We start from the raw sequence: 18509 nt of genomic DNA on the forward strand, positions 1-18509 counted from the left end.
ATTCCTTTCATGATGTAGTCATTCCCTTTATAAGCTTTACCTTGTGTGTTATGCGGTATTTGTCAGGTTTCTTTCCGTTGATTATATCCAGCAGAAGTTCTACTCCAGAACACGCAAGCTCCTTTATGGGCTGAGCAACAACCGTTACGGTAGGATATGCAGAATAAACTATAGAGGTACCGTCATAAGCCACAAATTTTATATCCTGCGGTATTTTATAACCTTTAAGCTGTGCTATTTTCATGTAGCTGAGAACCGCAGAGTCCGTTGAAAAAAATCCGTCGACATCAGGATATTTCCTAATGCATTCCTCGATAACACTCTCACAATGCTTCAGGTTAAAGTCATTCCAGTTTACATATTCATTGATACATTCAGAACCGCCCTCTTTTACAGTTTTCTCAAATCCCTCATGACGGTCAAAGAAGGTGAAATGCTCCGGCATTTCCCTGTTACGAAACTGAAGTATCTTCCGGCATCCCGCATTCAAAAGCTCCTGTGCAGCCAGCTCTCCGCCCCTTTTGTGATCCACTGTTATCACCGGGATCTCCCCATCAACTTCTATGGTATCGAAGGACACTATAGGTTTATGGGTTTTTATATAGTTCTCAATATTCAGCGAATGGGTTGCTGTAAGTATGCCGTCCACCATATTGCGGCTCAGCATATCGAGATACGCCTGTTCATTGGATCTCTCTTCGCTGGTGTTACAGATCATTGCCTTGTAGCCATGCTCCCTGAGACATTTCTCAATCTCTGAAGTCAATTCCGCAAAATAGGGATATGCCACATCGGGAACTATTATGGCTATGATATTTGTTCTGTTCTGTATAAGGTTTCGGGCAATCTCATTAGGGGTATAATTCAGATCCTCAATCGCTTTTTCGACTTTCTTTCGGGTTTCCTCCGAAACATAGCCGTTTTTATTTAATACACGGGAAACGGTTCCGATACCGACTCCCGCTTTTTTTGCAACATCCTGTATTCCTGCCATTAAACTGACTCCATAAAACATTTCATAAAACAAAGTGGTTGTCATGAACTGCATCAATTACATCCGGGATATAATAAACATATATTCCGACACTCTGTTTTCTTTAACAATCCACACTTCCGGGACGATAAATCGTCCTTTCGTGCTTCATGACAATTATATCAGATTATAACGTAAGACCTTCCTTTAATCATCCCTTAATTCCGGTTCCGGCGATACCTTCAACATAATACTTCTGCATGAAAATGTATATTAAAAGCATGGGTAATGATGCAAGTGTCAATGCTGCCATGATGGCTCCGTAATGAATAGGCTGTGTTCCGAAGAAGGCCTGTACAGCAAGCTGAACGGTTCTTTTTGCTTCACCGGTTGTGATAAGGAAAGGCCACATGAAGTCATTCCATCTTGCTACAAAATCAAGGATAAAAACCGTTGCAAAAACAGTTTTCGCCAGAGGCATCACAATCTGGAAATATGTTCTGATGTGTCCGCATCCATCTATTGCCGCAGCTTCTATAAGGGCATCCGGGATATCCAGAAAATATGAGTAAAACATATAGATTGAGAAGCAGTTTATCATAAAGGGAAGAGCCAGACCAGCCATGGTATTGACCCATCCCAAATGTGCCATTTCGATGTATAAAGGCAGAAGTATCGCTTCCACGGGCATAGACATTAGCGCAATCACCAGGGTGAGCAAAAGTCCCCGTCCCTTGAATTTTAATTTTGCAAGGGCATAGCCGCACATGGAACCGAAGAAAAGGTCTCCCAGAAGCACGATGAATATATATCCGAAGGTATTTCCGAGTATCTGAGGAATGTTCAGTCTGCTGAAAACTTCGGTATAATTTCCCAAGGTGAAATGAAGCGGAATAAAAGTAGTTATGGAGTTGATGTTCGCGAATATTTCAATCTCAGGTTTAAAGGATGCTGCTATCATCCACAACAGTGGTGATACAAATATTAAACCTACCAGGGCATTACCGGCATAAAACATAAAACGTGCCAGCATTCTGTTGTTCTTTTGACTTTTCATCTTTAACTCCTTACTTGGTTCTTGTCAGCTTTTTAACCACCAGTGACAGAATTACAACTATGAAAAAGAATATAGCTGCAATGCAGCAGGCATAGCCGAAATTACCCTTCTGAAAGCCTTGTTCGTAAATGTAGTAAACCATAGTCTTGGTCTTGTTCTGAGGACCACCCTTTGTCATGATGTATGGCTGAGTGAAGAGCTTCATAGCCTGGATTATGGTTATCATGAGAACGTATTTGATGGTGTTCTTAAGTCCAGGAAGAGTCACGTAAAGGAACTGATCCACGGGATTTGCCCCGTCAACTGAGGCTGCTTCATACTGCTCCGATGGGATGGCATTGAGTCCCGCAAGGAAGATCATCATCTGATATCCTGCACCCTGCCAGGCTGACATGAAGACGATGGAGTTCATTGCTATTTTCGGATTATTTAAGAAATCAAACGGTCCCAGGCCTATGCGGGAAAGTGCGGCATTTATAAGACCGGTATTGGCATTGGAGTTGTAAAGAATAACCCAAAGGATGGCAATGACTACCATTGATGTAACCTGAGGGCTGAAATACATGGTTCTGAATATGGCAACACCCTTCATCTTTGAACGTACCAGCAAAGCTAATACCAGAGCCAGTGTACACTGGAAAGGAACAACCAGAATAGAGAAATAAACGGTATTTTTAAGGGCTATATAGAAATTCTCATCTGTAAGCAGCTTTAAGTAATTATTTATCCCGTTGAAGGTTTTTGCATCAGGACGCATTACCTGATATTTAAAAAAGGAAAAGTAAATTGTCCCCATGATGGGAATGATCAAAAAAGCCGTAAGCATAATGATTACCGGAGCAGACATTGTGATACCGGCAATAGAGGATTTATTCGTTTTCATACCAATCTCTCTCTTTAATTTCTTTTGTCCGGTTTTACGCAGAAGGCTTTCTGATGAAAGCCTTCCGCAAGGAGAAAAAGAGTGTTTATCATTAGTTTCCGTAATAGGTTTCATAGTCTTCCTCGAAATCTGCAGCAACCGTATCAAGTTCAGACTTTGCATCTGTTCCTGAGAATACGTTAAGGATTGCTGTTGCGAATCCCTGTGAAAGTACTGAGTAGGAAGGAGTACTTGGACGGGCAACACCTGTGTTCTGAAGCTGCCAGAGGAACAATGCTCTTACACCGTTGTCCCAGCCTTCCATCTTCTCATAGGAAGAAGTTCTTGAAGCAGGCTTTGCGATGGCTGATGCATAATCTGCTACATTTTCAGTGTTAAAGAACCATTTGAGAACTTCCATTGCTGCCTCGGGATTTTTGCAGTCCTTTGTAACTGCTGCTGTCCAGTCGCCGGTTGGTGAAGCTGCCTTATGGTCATCGGATACAGGATAGTAGGAAACACCCCAGTTAAGATCTGACTTTTCGAGATCAGCTATATTCCATGAACCTCCGAGCATTGTAGCTGCTTTTCCGTTTAAGAACTCATCCTTGACGGGGTCAATATTAGCTATACCTTCCTTTATAAATTTGTTGAGATAATTCATGGTCTCAACCATTGCTTCGCTGTTTACATAACCCTCAGCCTTTGAACCGTCATCACTTACGAAGGAAGCCCCGTTCTCGAGGAAGAATGGCTCCAGTGCATAAATCAGACCTTCGCCCTTGTCCATGATAATGTTTGTTCCAACGTAGTCAGAAGTTGTAAGCTTCTTTGCATTCTCGTAGAACTCTGTCCAGGTCCAGGCTTCTTCAATGTTGCTGTCTGAAGGATACGGGATTCCGGCAGCATCCAGATAATCTTTGTTGTAGTAGAGCGCAACCGACGACTCTGTCGGTCCTATAGCATACATATGGTTATCGTAAGTATTCTGCTGAACGGAACTCGGCATAAAATCCTTCTTATCCTCATCAGTATAGACCTCATCAATAGGTATTATGGTCTGGTTAGCGGCATAATAAGAAACTGTCGGTCCGTCTACGAAAAGGATATCCGGAAGATCATTTGAAGTAGTTGCTGTGGTGATCTTGTTCTCATATGCATAGGAATCAGCTCTGTCGATGGCCTCTCTTGATACCTGGATTTCAGGATGCTCGCTGTTCCACTGAGCCATTTTTTCTGTCCACCAGTTCTCAACTCCCACTTCATCAGTAGGACTCCAGATCTTGATCTGTATTGCGTCCGAAGAAGAACCTCCGGAAGTTGATGGTGACTGGCTTGCTGCGGTGCCATCAGGTGTCGATGACGAACCGCAGGCAGCTAAAGATGCAGTCATTGATACAGCCAAAATTGCAGACATAAGTCTTCTCTTCATGTTTTTTATCCTCCGTTTTTCTCATAATTAAATGATTCCTTTTTTGTTTGTGGAAAGGTTTCCATGTATTTCCAAAAAATAATGTGGAAACCTTTCCACTTCTCTTGAATGCATATTACCGCTTTAGCTTTCTCTCGTCAATAGGAAAGTGTAATTCTATAACATTGTGACAAATATAAGGGAAGAAATTAGGCAAAATGCTCCATACTAAGTAGTCGAACATTATGATAACGGAAAACCACCGGGGACGGTTCTCGACGTCGAGAACCGTCCCCGGTGGTGTTTTTTAAGCATTAGCTGAGTTATCAATATTATTCCATAGTTTACGAAGCTGCTTCTTGTGAGCACAAAGCTTTTCGGAACAATTTTCGCAATTAAGGTAAGCGTTGGAGTTCTTTGAAAAGCGTTCCGGATGTCTGTGGCATGTAAGCTCCCATCTGATCAGAAGTGTAAGAGACATGGCAAGCAGTATATGAAGACAGCAGGGCTTCACAAAGAAAAGAGGTGTAAACATCATGGCATAGTCCCAATTATATATCCTGCAGGTGCAGCAGCATTTATTTTTGAGAAACCAGGATTGGATGGGACAGAAAAACAGGATACATATGATATCACAAAGGGAATAAGCGCTGCAAATGAGCAGCATTATTCCATCATCAAGAATGCCTGAAAGTTTCAGTGCACCAAAGACCATATTGAAAAGAATCCAGATTATAAACACCTTAAACGTAGAGTGATTATCTTCAATGTGGATCTTTTGATTATCTATTTTTTGATAGTTCACTGCAAACTGCTTTTGGCATCCCGGACTGTCAAGTTTTGATGGGAAATGCCGGAAGAACATTTCTGCCAGGAAAACCACCATAAATACCCGTGTTATAACAGGGTAAGTTTCTGTTAAATCGGAAAAAGCGTTTATCCCGTGCAGCCGGTCATAAACATATGCTGTAAGCATTGTTATGAACAGAACCGATCTGTAAAACAGACGGATATAATGCATCAATACGACTTTTGTGATATTGCCGTACAAGAAATCATTCTGATCTTTCATGATTACCTTTTATGGAACTTTTTCTTTGCAATATACATAGCTTCATCAGCTTTTAATATCAGATCCCTTAGGCTTTCGCCGTTCTCTGAACAGGCAGATCCTATGCTGACACTGAGTTCAAAGGGTACATTTTTTCTTTCGGTCAGCTCCTTAAGTTTATTTCTGATCCTCTCCTTAAGGTCTTCAGTTTCTTCATTTTTGTTCTCTGCCTCAAGAATGACAAACTTCCTATGAGCACAATTGAAAATATATTTATTTCCAGGTATAGAATTGCATATTCGTTCAGCATTATACATCACCCGGGCAATGTATTAACGATTAATGACTTGCAAATATATGATCGTAAATGTACAAGTTTCAATGATTATTATATCAAAGGTTTCTCTTCTGTGAGTATAGAAAACGGTGCGTACTTATCGCCCATACGAATATTATCAAGTGCCTAATCCATCTCCTGGATTCCGCTTTTTACTCTGTCAAAAGAAGCCATGGTTTCTCCTTTCGTATAAATACAAAAAGACGCCCCATCCCGACAGGATGAAACGTCTTTGTTTCTTCTGATTATTTATATATCCCTCTTAACATTTTGGATAACCTAACGCAACGATGTCTTCCTCTTGATCCCCTGACAGGGCTCAATAACCGTAAGCAGCTTACGCACACGTTTAATAACCTTTCAAAGAGCCATGAAGACCAAGATAAGATCCGACTTTATCTCATATATGTCAATCACTTCAAGCAGATCAACGATACTTATGGACATTTACAAGGTGATAATGCTTAAGATCATTGCAGAAGCACTAAAGGCTGCCTGTTTAAATGTCATTTCTTTTAACGGAAGATCAATATCTTGTTTAATACTTCCAGTGTTTAGGATGTTTTACTTCTTCTACCATATCGAAGTATAGCTTTTCGGCTTCTCCGAAGATACCCACACGACGTGTAAGGAAACCGTGTCTTGTGCCGAGAAGACGCTTGCATGTCACAGATACTCCTGCCTGAATAAGCATTGCCGCAAACTTCTCTCCCTCAGGTCCCAGACTGTCGGTTCCTCCGGTGCAGACAAGGAACGGGTTAAGCCCTACAAGCAGTTCCTGCTTGGCATATACCGGCGAAACTCTCCAGTTAGTTCTGTCTTCTCCACCGGCATACCATTCATTATAAAGAAGACCTCTCTTCTGAAGTTCGATGGATTCCGGAGTTGCATCAGGTCCAAGCTTAGATACAGGATCCGCGGCAAGATCAAGCGGGGGATATGCCAGACAGGTGCGGCAGATCTTGAAATCAGGATTTTCTCCCTTTAACTCTTTTTCATGATTCATAAGAGTAATAACGGTTGCCATGTTCGCTCCTGCGCTGGCACCGCTCAGGATGATACGTTCAGGATCAATGTCAAACTCCTCAGCATGCTCGTATACGTACTTCACTACAGCATAACCTTCATTAACAGCATAAGGATATGCCTTCTCAGGAGCCGGTTTGTAATCCACGTCTATAAGCAGACATTTTGTGTTGTAAGCAACAACATGTGAATAGTTCACGTCCTGACCGCGGTAAGGTTTTACAAAACCACCTCCGTGAAGTCTTATGAGAACAGGTCCTTTGGACTCCATGCCCTCGGGTTCATAAATATAAACCTTTACAGCCTCTTCACCTTCACGGGGAATCATTTTTTCATAGGTTCTTTTCAAAGGAAACTCTTTAATAAGTTCCCGGTCCGGTTCAAGACCATGAGCTCCTTCTCTTAATTTGCTTAATGCATCGTTATTCTCACTCATTAGTTTCTCTCCTCTGTTAATGCTTTTATCTGATCATCAGATAACAGGGAACACTGTCATTGTCCATAATACCGAAATAACACATCCCAAAGCTGCAAATAATGCACCATGTTTTATCATATACGGAATGTCATATCCGCCGAGTCCCATGATATAAGGTGTAGCTGAAGTTGACATCGGTGTCATAAATGCTGTAAGGCAGGCTGCCTGAATAAGGATCATAAGTCCTACCGGATTTCCTCCCATGGCCGCACAGGTTGCGATGGCTATTGGGTGGAATATAAGCATTGTTCCTCTGTTTGACATAAACTGTGTAAGAATAAACGGAAGTACAAAGAAAATAAATCCTAAAAGGTAATTGCTGTTTCCGAGGCTGGCTACAAATCCTGAGATAATGCTTCCGATGAACTCACCTGCGCCTGTGGCTGAAAGTGCTCCGGCGATTGCATTGGAACCAACGATAAGAAAAAGGATTCCAAGTGGAAGTGACTTTCCGGCTTCCTTAGGATTAAGTACATTTGTAAGTATCATGAGAAGTGCGCCGATAACTGTTATTGCCCAGCTGTCGAGACCAAGCTGATCACTGAACATAAGAGCAAGCGCATCACCGAAGAAAATTAAAATCGATGCGTACTCCTGGAACTTTGTGAGTGTTGACTCTCCCATCTTCTTAAGCGCCATATCCTGAACCTCTACAGGTGACTCTGAAGGAAGACCCTTGATACAGAAGATACCGAAATAAACGATGGAAAGAATGAGCATGGGAAGTCTTGCCTTCATAGGATCTGCAAGGCTAACCATAAAGTCAGTATAGCCATAAGACTCAAGGTAACCGTTAAGCTCAGCTGCAACTGTCGCTCCGGCACCAACGGGAAGAATACAGCAGGTTGAGATAATTGCTATACCTACAGGGAAAAGTACCTTTGTTGTAGGAACTCCCATTTCGGTTGCTGTTGCCATAAGCATCGGTGCAACGATTGAAAATACTACAACCGGGCTCTGAATGAACTGGGAAAGGATAACTCCGATCACAACATAACCAAGTACCATTTTGGTTATGCTTCCCTTGGAAAGATTTGAAATACTCTTTGCAAGATTGATGCAGAACTGGGTTTTATTAAAACCAGCAGCTACAACACACATGCCTCCAACCATGATAACATTGGAATTGGCGAAGTAACTAAGTGCTTTTTTTGCCTCAAGGCATCCTGTCAGGGTCATAAGCATCATTGATGTTAATGCTATGACCGCAAGGCTGTACTTACCACTGCAATAGCCTATGATGGTGAGTACGAAAATAATGAAACAGATCGTTAACAGACTCATAAGGTCCCTCCTTCTTGATGTCAGTCAGATATGATGCGTTTTTCATCTGTACTGACTGCGCGCGTCCGGATTTCTTAAAAATCCTGTCGCATGCATTGCTTTTTTATCATCTGTCGCATACTATATATGAACAAAGAATATTACACAAACGCATATATTTCATGTATACATTCCAAAATGGAATATTTAATCATAAGAGGGAATGTGCCTGTATTTTTTACTGCAGGTTACGCCCCCGACTGAAATGCGACAATGGAGAGTCTTATGAACGTCCGTGACTATGAATACGTAATTAAGATAGCTGAAAATCAGAGCATAACAAAGGCTGCTGCCGCATTATATATAACGCAGTCAGCATTAACCAAATATCTTCAACGAATAGAGGACGAGATCGGTCTTCCTCTTTTCCTTCGTTCAGGTCACAAATTTCTTCTGACAGATGCCGGAAGAGAATATGTGGAAACCGGAAGAGTTATTCTGAAACTTGATCAGGATCTCATGCACAAATTAAACCAGGACGCTGATCTTCGCCAGAAGGAAGTACGGTTTGGGTTCGGAATGGGACGTGAACATTTTCTGTACACAAAAGTATTTCCAAGGTTCTTGAAAGAACATCCCGGGATAACCTTGAAAAATCATGCTGATTCAAGTCGTCACCTTAAAATGTATCTTGAGAACGGACTTCTGGATCTTGCACTCGTCACAAATCTGGATCCTGCTCCGGGATTTAAGTATATACCTGTAAAATCATGCTACCTCTCACTTTTGGTCCCGACGGATTCTTCTCTTATAAATAAAGCAGAAAATATCGAAGGATACCCTTTCCCGGTTGTTTCCCTTTCGGACTGTGCAGAAGAAACCTTTGTTTCTACAGATACGACAACCCATTCAGGTTCTTTCTCCGATAAATTATTGAATCAGTATTTACCCGAAGCCTATATTTCAATGGAGGTCAGTGACATACGCAGTCTTTTCAATGCAGTACGTGTTGGATTTGGCATTGCCATTACATTATCCTACGACTTCGTTGGGAAGGATTTATGCTATCTTTCCATAAAAGAGGCACAGCCAATAGAGGAAAACATCCAGCTGGTTTATCGTTCTGATCTGGCCATGTCCAAATCCATGAAAGACCTCATAGATATTATTCTGGAAGCCGTGAAGGAATAACAGATGAATCATATCAGCTGCTTAAATAAAATACTTCAAAGCCAAAGGACTGATAGTGTGAAAATACTTTTCATTACTATTTATGTCACCTGCAAAATACGAAGGAATGGAGATTATTATGAACTTGAAATATATCACAATTACCGGTCTTGATAATGAAAATCTCGCAATTTTTTCTCAATATAACGAGGGACAATTGCTCCACTACAATGAACCGGATCTAGGGATTTTCATCGCCGAAAGTCCCAAAGTCATCTTCCGGGCTCTGGATGCCGGATATGAACCGATTTCTCTGCTTGTTGAAGGGAAAACCCTTGAGGGAAAAGAGACTTCCGAACTCATGGAAAAGCTCAGAGCATTGACTGCTGATAATTCAGATGAGCTCCCCGTATATATCGGCGAAATGAATCTTCTTTCTCAGATTACCGGCTTCAAACTTACCCGCGGAGTCCTCTGTGCTATGAAGAGACGGGTACTTCCGGATGTAACGGAACTCTGCAAGGATATGCGCCGCATAGCGATACTGGAAAATGTTGTCAATCCGACTAATGTCGGGGCTATCTTCAGATCTGCTGCCGCGCTGAATGTCGATGCCGTATTGCTTACTTCCGGCTGCAGCGATCCCTTGTACAGGCGTGCCGCCAGAGTCAGCATGGGAACCGTATTTCAGATTCCCTGGACCTATATACCTTCCGATAAAGGGAACCCCGGTGACTGGCCGGATGCCGGAATGAATCTTCTTAAAGAACTTGGATTCAAGACTGCCGCTATGGCTCTTGTGGACCGGTCCGTAAACATTAACTATCCTCCACTGCTTGAAGAGCCAAAGCTCGCCATCATTTTCGGAAACGAGGGCGATGGTCTGATGGAAGAAACCCTTAAATCCAGTGACTATGTCATCAAAATCCCAATGTCCCACGGTGTGGATTCCCTTAATGTCGCAGCATCAAGTGCAGTGATCTTCTGGCAGCTGACACTTTAAAATCCTTATACAAAACTTATACCCGGCTCGTACATATTTACACATAACTTATACGAAAAATGAGACTATATAAGTGTAGAAAAGACTCGCATAGTTACAAGAAGGTGATCTCATGTACGGGGACAACTGGTTACATAAAATAGAGAAAGATTCATATAGAGCTTATGCCAATTATCCCGAAACGGGAGTAAACGGGACGTATTTTAACAGATATCGTACAAAAGAGGCTTACATCTTTGGTGCAGCCGGGCAATACACATCAGACTTCTCATCAGGCATGGCTCCGGTTTCTATCCGGGAAAGAATCCTTGGATTTATACGGCAAAAGCTTCACTTTACATCATTCCAGCTTATTCTTTACGGATTTATGCTGGTGATCCTTATGGGCGCACTGTTTCTCATGCTTCCTTTCGCATCTTACGGTGCTTCCAACGGGATACATATCTCATTTTTGGACGCTCTTTTCACTGCTACTTCGGCCACCTGTGTTACCGGTCTTGTGGTTACCGACACTGTGAGAACCTGGACTCCTTTTGGACAGTTCATATTAATATCTCTCATCCAGGTGGGCGGCATGGGTGTAGTTACCGTCGCCATAGCACTCTTTGTTATGTCAGGAAAAAAGATCGGTCTCCGTCAGCGTAGCCTGATGCAGGAATCCATATCAGCACCATGCATCGGAGGCATCGTCAAGATGACCGGTTTCATCATAAAAGGCATGATATTGTTCGAGTTTATCGGCACCCTGCTTTTAGCTCCCGTGATGATCAGGGATTTCGGCATCGTAAAAGGTATTTGGTATGCCTTATTCCACTCCATTTCCGCATTCTGCAACGCAGGTTTCGATCTCATGGGACGTGAGATACCTTACTCTTCCTTAACTGCCTATGCAGCGGATCCTCTCGTAAATTTCACCATCATGTCTCTCATCATAATCGGAGGCATAGGTTTCTTCACATGGCAGGATATATATAAACATAAGCTTAATGTAAAGATGTATTCCATGCAGACAAAAGCCATTCTTAAGCTGACACTGTTTCTGATACTTATGCCTGCAGTCATCTTCTTTTTCACTGAATACAAGTCACTTCCTCTTGGAGAGCGTGTTCTTACCTCCCTTTTCCAAAGCGTGACACCCAGAACCGCAGGCTTCAACACTACGGATTACAGCACTTTTTCAGACGGAAACATTCTCCTCACCATCATGCTGATGCTTACGGGCGGTGCTTCCGGATCAACTGCCGGAGGCTTCAAGATCACAACCTTTGGAGTTATTTTGGCCGCTGCCCATGCAACCTTTTTCCGATATGATGACGTGGTTCTTTCCGGAAGACGGATTCCCCACAAAACCATCAGGATGGCTTCATCCATACTTATGATGTACCTGATCCTCTTCCTGACCGGAGCAGTCCTTATCTCAGCATTTGACGAGCTTCCCCTTCGGGAATGTCTCTTTGAAACCGCCTCTGCCATCGGCACAGTAGGACTCACCATGGGCATAACCACGAAGCTATCATCTATTTCAAAAATCATCATCATAGTGTTAATGTTTCTGGGACGGGTTGGTGGCCTTACGGTTATCTTCGCCGCCACCAGAGACAATTCCACAGGCGGCGGACGGGTGCCTGAAGGAAACATTACTATAGGATAATAAACGGGAAGACGGGTAGCGCGCCCTTTCTTCTCATCCGCACTTTCCATTCCGGCAAAGCTGGGGGTAAATGGGGATGTGCTTATCGGGTCTGTGCTCCATGCAACGTCTGTTTGGAGCACAGACATTTTCGGTGTTAAGCCACAGGAGGTAATAAAAATGAAAACTGTTCTTGTTATAGGTCTCGGAAGATTCGGCCGTCATATCTGTATGGAGCTCACCAAACTGAAGCAGGAAGTTATGGCAGTAGACAAAAAAGAAGACTGTGTAAATGCAGTTCTTCCCTTCGTCACAAGTGGTATAATAGGAGACAGTACAAGGGAGGATTTTTTAAGATCTCTCGGGATCTCCAATTACGATCTTTGTATAGTCGCAATCGGTGACGATTTTCAAAGCTCCCTGGAGACCACATGCCTTCTGAAGGAGCTGGGAGCAAAGGAGGTTGTTTCCAGAGCCTCAAGAGATGTACATGCAAAATTCCTCCTCAGGAACGGAGCGGACCACGTGGTCTATCCCGAAAAGCAGATTGCCGACTGGACTGCCATACGTTACAGTTCCGACATGATCTCTGATTATTTTGAGCTTAATGAAAACTACTCTATGTTTGAATTGAAGATTCCTGACGCATGGGTAGGTATGTCCATAGGAAAGCTTGACATAAGAAAGAAATATAAGATCAATATACTGGGCTTTAAAAGAGGAAATGAATTCACACTTGAAACCACCCCGGATACGGTTTTTAAATCCGGTGAGACCATGCTGGTGGTGGGCAGGAATCAGGATATACAGAAATGCTTCCATCTGTAATAGGTTTTTGAAACGTATAGAAGATAATTTTTTACCTAAAGCCCTGCATTTAATATTATTGAGAAAACTAATTCATCATGTATCAGGACATCATTAATCATCCAACTGAAGCAGAAACCCTGATACCCCGCCACGTCCTGGTGTGTTTATCCTCAAGCCCCAGTAACGAACGGGTTATTCGCATTGCAGCAAATCTTGCCAAAGCCGAACGGGCGGATCTCACGGCTATTTTTGTTGAAACTCCGGGGTTCGCTACTCTTCCGGAAAAGAGTAAGGTAACCCTCCAGCGTAATAAATCTCTTGCTGTTTCCCTGGGTGCCAAGGAAGTGGTTGTGACGGGCACCGACATAGCTTATCAGATTTCAGATTTCGCCCGTTTCAATAACGTTACCGCTATCGTTATAGGAAAGCCGTCCAATGACCAGCATAAAGTTTTTTTCGGAAAGACCATCGTGGAAAAACTGGTGGATGAGATCCCCGATATGGAGATTCACATCATTCCGGACAACAGGGCGGTTCATAAAGGCTTTCGGGAGAAGCAGGAACCGGGATATAGGCATTCTCTGCTGGAGCTGGGGGAATGTCTCCTCGCCCTGACCATAGCCACCGTTATAGGACTCATTTTTACACGTCTGGGTATTTCTGTTGCCAATATCATAACCTTATACATATTGACCACCATGGTGCTGTCGACCTTTGTCACAAGCCTCGCCTACAGTCTCTTGTCCTCATTCCTGGGTGTACTTGTTTTCAATTTCTTTTTCACTGCGCCGAAATATACATTGCTTGCCTATGACTCGAGCTATACCATCACCTTCATAATCATGTTTTTATCCTCTTTCCTGGCGGGTTCCCTTGCCTCAAGGCTTCGTAAAACCTCAAAACAATATGAGGATACAGCCTACAGAACAAGGCTTCTTCTGGATCTGAGTCAGCTTCTGGATAAGGCGGAGGAGAAAAAGGAGATTCTCAGAATCGCAGCTGAGCAGATTATCAAACTTCTGGATTCGGATGTGGTAGTTTATCCGGTAGAAAAGATTAACGGCATTCTTGAGCTTGGATCCTGCCGCATCTACCACACAAAGGACAGTAACACCGATACTGTGTACAACAGTGTTTTTGAACGGACTGTTGCAGAATATGTTATGAATCAGAACCATGCCGCCGGTTTCGGTACAAAAGAATTCGCAGAAGCCAAATGCACCTACTTTGCAGCAAGGGTAAATAAAAATGTTTACGCAGTTGTTGGAATAGCGGGTGAGGATCGTAAAAGTGACATTTTTTCGGATAATGTCCTTTTTTCAATACTTGGTGAATGCGCCCTGGCCCTTGAAAATGATGCCAACCGCAGAGAAAAGGAAGCAGCAAAACATAAGGCTGAGAATGAGCAGATGCAAGCCAATCTTCTGCGGTCCTTATCCCATGATCTCAGAACTCCCCTTACTTCTATTTCAGGAAATGCCAGCAACCTTATGTCCGGAAGCATTAACGATGAAGATGTAAAAAGACAGCTTTATACAGATATATATGATGATGCGGAGTGGCTGAAAGAGCTTGTGGAAAACCTTCTCTCCATAACACGTATTAACAATGGCATTAACCGCGGCATCACAACCAACAGATCAACAGAGTTGTTGGAGGACCTCATAAACGAAGCTCTGAGGCACATTGACAGAAAGCAGTCGGAGCACAGTATAGTATTTATCCCTGCGGATACAACAGTTCTTGTGAATGTGGATGTACATCTCATAGAACAGGTGGTTACAAATCTTGTTAATAATGCTATAAAATATACTCCGGTGGGCTCTGAAATAACAGTACAGCTCACCACAACAGAAAATGTCGCCTCGGTTTCCGTAGCAGATAACGGTCCGGGAATACCGGATTCCGATAAAGCCCGCATTTTTGAGATGTTCTACACCGGTCAGAAAACCGTTGCGGATTCCAGCCGAAGTCTCGGCCTCGGTTTATATCTTTGCAAAATGATCGTAGAATACCATGAAGGACATATTTCTGTTTCAGACAATAAACCGTCGGGTACAGTATTTACATTTACTCTGCCGCTGGCAGATCTGGAACTGGAATACTGATGGATTATCCGAAATGATAATTACCTGCCTAAATATTCTTCAGAGTAATCTTTTATGAAGCTTTGCCTGGTTGGCATAACACCATTTGAATAAAGGAGAAAATTTTGAACCGATTCACTATTTTGGCAGTTGAGGATGATGCACCTGTAAGAAACCTCATCACCACCACTTTAAAAGCTCATAACTATAATTATCTGACTGCGGAGAATGGGCAGTCTGCAATACTTCAGGTAACTTCCCACAATCCGGAGGTTATGCTTCTTGACCTGGGTCTTCCAGATATGGACGGCATAGACATTATCAAAAAGATACGTACCTGGAGCGAGATGCCTATCATCGTTGTCAGTGCCCGGCAGGATGAAGCGGACAAGATAAGTGCCCTGGACGCCGGGGCCGACGACTACCTGACCAAGCCTTTTTCTGTTGATGAGCTACTTGCCCGTATCCGTGTGGTTCAAAGGAGGCTGCAGAGACAGTCCGACATCTCCGGCAGCAGCAGTATCTTCATAAATGGGGGACTTAAGATAGATTATGTTTCAAACACCATCGAGGTTGACGGTGTCGAAAAGATGCTGACTCCCATAGAATTTAAGCTGTTAAACATTCTCGCAAAAAATGTCGGAAAGGTCGTGACCCACAGCTATCTCACAACTGAGATCTGGGGCAACAACTGGAGCAGCAGTATGGCTTCCCTCCGCGTATCCATGGGGAACCTCAGGAAAAAAATAGAAAAAAATACAACCGACCCGGTCTATATCCAGACTCATGTGGGAATCGGATACAGGATGAATCAGTTGTAAAGTGTTAGTTGGAAAAAGGGTCAGTACGAAGTTTAATTTCCATCCTTTAATACAAATCTCTGTGAAAGATCTTCGTTCCAAAATACGATATCCGCTTGTCTCCCGGATTTGATAAATCCTTTCCTGTCATCTATACCAAGCTCCTTTGCAGGAGTTACGGTTGCGCAATATATGGCATCTTCCAACGGAATTCCCATCTCTTTCACCAGTATCCTTACACAATCAGGGAGCGGTGTTACGGATCCTGCGATTGCGCCGTCTCTCATCATCCGGGCATGTTTGCCTTCCACCTTTAACTGAAGGCCACCCAGTAAATAGGTCCCGTCTCCCATTCCTGTGGCTCTCAGACTGTCTGAAATCAAGATTATCCTGTCCCTTCCAAACATTTTGAAAGTTGAACGGATAACCGAAGGGTGTATGTGAATGCCGTCGCAAATGAGCTCAGCATTAACATCTTTACAGTCAAAGGCTGCGCCGATTACTCCGGGGTTTCTGTGGGTCATTTCCGGCATGGCATTATACATATGGACAAGGTGTTTTGCACCGGCTTTCATGGCCTTAAGAGCGGTATCATAGTCGGCATTTGTGTGGGCAATGGCTACAATAACCTCACTCCTGACAGTCTCTATAAACTCCGTCGGATCCTTCATCTCCGGCGCGAGCCCGATGAATTTCACTATACCTCTGCCGGCCTTTTGAAATCTCCTGAAAAGTTCTGCATCGCAGGGCCGGATATTCGCTTCATTCTGGGCACCCTTTTTTTCGATGCTGATAAAAGGCCCCTCCATATTTATACCGCAAAGCTCCGCCTCTCCTGTGTGCTTTTCAGGATGTCGGAGCTGATCATCACGAAAATCCGCAGCGTTACTCAGTATCTGTTCCAATGTTGCCACCGGTTCTATCATGGTTGCGGGGCAGATGGAGGTTACTCCGATTGAAGCTTCATATCTCGCCATGGTCTGAAGAGCTTCTATTGTGGCATCACCTGCATCACAATTCATGGCACCGTGAAAGTGAAGGTCTGTCATACCCGGGAAACAATATGCGCCCTCACAGTCGAGGTTTTCACCGGATACGGTTGGCGGCACATCATCTCCGAAGAAAACATTGGCAATGATATCTTCACATACTTCTATGGCACCCGGACGGAATACACCATTCTCCGTAAAAACTCTCAGATTTTTATATATCAAGAATTTGCCTCCGATTCCTGCTCTTCTACTCTTGGCAGGCCGGTAACACCGGTCCACAGGTTCCACAGCCTCGCGGTAGTAAGAGGTCCGTCATTATAGTTCGCGTGATTCTTTGCTGCGAGCCAGTCGTTATAGTCCTTCAGAAGAAATACCCTCACGTCCATTCCGGAAAAATGTGTGACTGTAGGGATGAAATCCCAGGAACTTATCCTGGTACCGTTATCATCTTTTTCGATGGTCACATCAGCAAGACCGCCGAGGATTCTCGGAACTTTGGACTGCGCCGAAATCAGATTTCCGCAGGACCAGAAAACCAGGCCCGTGTTTCCTGCAACAGTGGTAACGTACCCTGCTGGTTCCACTACATGAGGATGCGCACAGATGACAAGGTCCGCGCCGGCATCAATGAGGGAGTGCACATAAGACTGCTGGAAGGCCGTTGGCTGATGTACATATTCTTCCCCGATATGCAGGAAACAAACTGTCATGTCCGCTTCATTCTCTGCAATCCTTACATCATTCAGGAACTTTTCCTTCTGTCCCAACAGGTTCACCATATAGTACATGGAATTGGGTACGCTAAAGCCATTCAGCCCATAGGTGTAATTGAACATTGCAAGACGTATGCCATTCTTCTCCACGTAATCAATAGTATTGAAAGCCTCAGGCGAGTCATGAATTCCCAAAAGCTTGATTTCCGGATGGAATGTCTTCCAGTAATTCAACGTATCATTCACTCCGCGAACACCCTTATCCCAGGTGTGGTTTGTGGCAGAAAGAACAATGTCAAATCCGGTATCCACCAGTGCCTCCCCCATGATCTGCGGGGTTCCGAAGGTGGGGTAATCACTGATCAGTGAATTGTCGGAGATGAATATGGTCTCCTGGTTGATCACAGCCAGATCCCGGGACTGTATGGTATCGAGAATCGGTGTGTACAGGGAATGAAAATCATGGGTCCCCAGCTCAGGATGCCAGGCCTTGTCCACGATGGTTTTGTGGATCAGGTTATCTCCTGCGGCGATCAGTGTCAGTTTTCCTTCTGACTTGGCTGTCTCTGTACCGGCAGATCCCGACACTGTCGCACCGGGACCACCCGGAGTCCCAGCAGACTCCAAACCGGTTCCCGAGTCATTTGTTTCCGGCTCCCATCCATGCCCCACTACCCTGGAACCTGAAGAGGATGCAGCCATACTACTGACATTGATTGAAAGAACTGCAAGAGATAAAAGAAGCACCACACTTACATTGATCCAGCCCCCTTTCATCTTTGTATAGTACGCAGAGCCTTTTCTTTTTTTTATCATCAATTCAACTCCCTTCAAACTCAAGAGCTT

Annotated in this window: 17 protein-coding genes; 7 read left to right on the plus strand and 10 right to left on the minus strand. The window is 43.7% G+C overall.

Annotation, left to right across the window (positions count from 1 at the left end; translation table 11 throughout):
* Window positions 1-7: 7 nt before the first annotated feature.
* The 6 genes from T357_RS0100985 to T357_RS0101010 form a co-directional block, all read right to left on the minus strand.
* Window positions 8-994, minus strand: a complete 987-nt coding sequence (locus T357_RS0100985; RefSeq protein ID WP_031547702.1) for a LacI family DNA-binding transcriptional regulator — start codon at window positions 992-994, stop codon at window positions 8-10.
* Window positions 995-1184: 190 nt separating this feature from the next.
* The gene (locus T357_RS0100990; protein ID WP_031547704.1) at window positions 1185-2030 is read right to left on the minus strand and encodes a carbohydrate ABC transporter permease; all 846 of its coding nucleotides are present in this window, start codon (window positions 2028-2030) and stop codon (window positions 1185-1187) included.
* A gap of 10 nt (window positions 2031-2040) precedes the next feature.
* A complete protein-coding gene (locus tag T357_RS0100995) occupies window positions 2041-2913 on the minus strand; it encodes a carbohydrate ABC transporter permease (protein WP_044915808.1) in 873 nt (290 codons plus the stop codon).
* Between the two features lie 91 nt (window positions 2914-3004).
* Window positions 3005-4333: a sugar ABC transporter substrate-binding protein gene (locus tag T357_RS0101000; protein WP_031547708.1), complete on the minus strand. Its 1329-nt coding sequence runs from the start codon at window positions 4331-4333 to the stop codon at window positions 3005-3007.
* Window positions 4334-4610: 277 nt separating this feature from the next.
* Window positions 4611-5375, minus strand: coding sequence for a hypothetical protein (locus tag T357_RS19805; protein WP_049962184.1), 765 nt, complete (start codon window positions 5373-5375; stop codon window positions 4611-4613).
* A gap of 2 nt (window positions 5376-5377) precedes the next feature.
* Window positions 5378-5671, minus strand: a complete 294-nt coding sequence (locus T357_RS0101010) for a diguanylate cyclase domain-containing protein (protein WP_031547712.1) — start codon at window positions 5669-5671, stop codon at window positions 5378-5380.
* A 290-nt stretch (window positions 5672-5961) separates the two neighbouring features.
* Here T357_RS0101010 and T357_RS22290 point away from each other — a divergent pair, with 290 nt between their 5' ends.
* Window positions 5962-6159, plus strand: a complete 198-nt coding sequence (locus T357_RS22290) for a diguanylate cyclase domain-containing protein (protein WP_197027284.1) — start codon at window positions 5962-5964, stop codon at window positions 6157-6159.
* Window positions 6160-6229: 70 nt separating this feature from the next.
* Here T357_RS22290 and T357_RS0101015 read toward each other — a convergent pair whose 3' ends face one another.
* Entirely contained in the window at window positions 6230-7153 is a 924-nt protein-coding gene (locus tag T357_RS0101015) for an alpha/beta hydrolase (RefSeq protein ID WP_044915734.1), read from the minus strand.
* A 36-nt stretch (window positions 7154-7189) separates the two neighbouring features.
* A complete protein-coding gene (locus T357_RS0101020; RefSeq protein ID WP_031547716.1) occupies window positions 7190-8479 on the minus strand; it encodes an SLC13 family permease in 1290 nt (429 codons plus the stop codon).
* 264 nt (window positions 8480-8743) lie between these two features.
* On the opposite strand from T357_RS0101020, the gene T357_RS0101025 reads away from it, so the two are divergent.
* The 6 genes from T357_RS0101025 to T357_RS0101050 all read left to right on the plus strand — a co-directional run bounded on the left by T357_RS0101025 (window position 8744) and on the right by T357_RS0101050 (window position 15979).
* Complete coding sequence (locus T357_RS0101025; protein ID WP_031547718.1) at window positions 8744-9649, plus strand: LysR family transcriptional regulator; 906 nt, start codon at window positions 8744-8746, stop codon at window positions 9647-9649.
* A 118-nt stretch (window positions 9650-9767) separates the two neighbouring features.
* The gene (locus T357_RS0101030; RefSeq protein WP_044915736.1) at window positions 9768-10631 is read left to right on the plus strand and encodes a TrmH family RNA methyltransferase; all 864 of its coding nucleotides are present in this window, start codon (window positions 9768-9770) and stop codon (window positions 10629-10631) included.
* A 277-nt stretch (window positions 10632-10908) separates the two neighbouring features.
* Window positions 10909-12282: a TrkH family potassium uptake protein gene (locus tag T357_RS0101035; protein WP_442944856.1), complete on the plus strand. Its 1374-nt coding sequence runs from the start codon at window positions 10909-10911 to the stop codon at window positions 12280-12282.
* 159 nt (window positions 12283-12441) lie between these two features.
* A complete protein-coding gene (locus T357_RS0101040; RefSeq protein WP_031547724.1) occupies window positions 12442-13089 on the plus strand; it encodes a potassium channel family protein in 648 nt (215 codons plus the stop codon).
* A 77-nt stretch (window positions 13090-13166) separates the two neighbouring features.
* Entirely contained in the window at window positions 13167-15179 is a 2013-nt protein-coding gene (locus T357_RS0101045) for an ATP-binding protein (RefSeq protein WP_049962185.1), read from the plus strand.
* A 104-nt stretch (window positions 15180-15283) separates the two neighbouring features.
* Complete coding sequence (locus T357_RS0101050) at window positions 15284-15979, plus strand: response regulator (RefSeq protein ID WP_031547728.1); 696 nt, start codon at window positions 15284-15286, stop codon at window positions 15977-15979.
* Window positions 15980-16011: 32 nt separating this feature from the next.
* Here T357_RS0101050 and nagA read toward each other — a convergent pair whose 3' ends face one another.
* Together nagA and T357_RS0101060 are read right to left on the minus strand one after the other, a co-directional pair.
* Entirely contained in the window at window positions 16012-17172 is a 1161-nt protein-coding gene (nagA, locus tag T357_RS0101055) for an N-acetylglucosamine-6-phosphate deacetylase (protein WP_031547731.1), read from the minus strand.
* Window positions 17169-18479, minus strand: coding sequence for a CapA family protein (locus T357_RS0101060; RefSeq protein WP_049962186.1), 1311 nt, complete (start codon window positions 18477-18479; stop codon window positions 17169-17171). Before T357_RS0101060 ends, nagA begins: the two co-directional genes overlap by 4 nt.
* Window positions 18480-18509: the final 30 nt, after the last annotated feature.

This window comes from Oribacterium sp. FC2011 (genome assembly GCF_000701645.1).
Classification (GTDB): domain Bacteria; phylum Bacillota; class Clostridia; order Lachnospirales; family Lachnospiraceae; genus Oribacterium.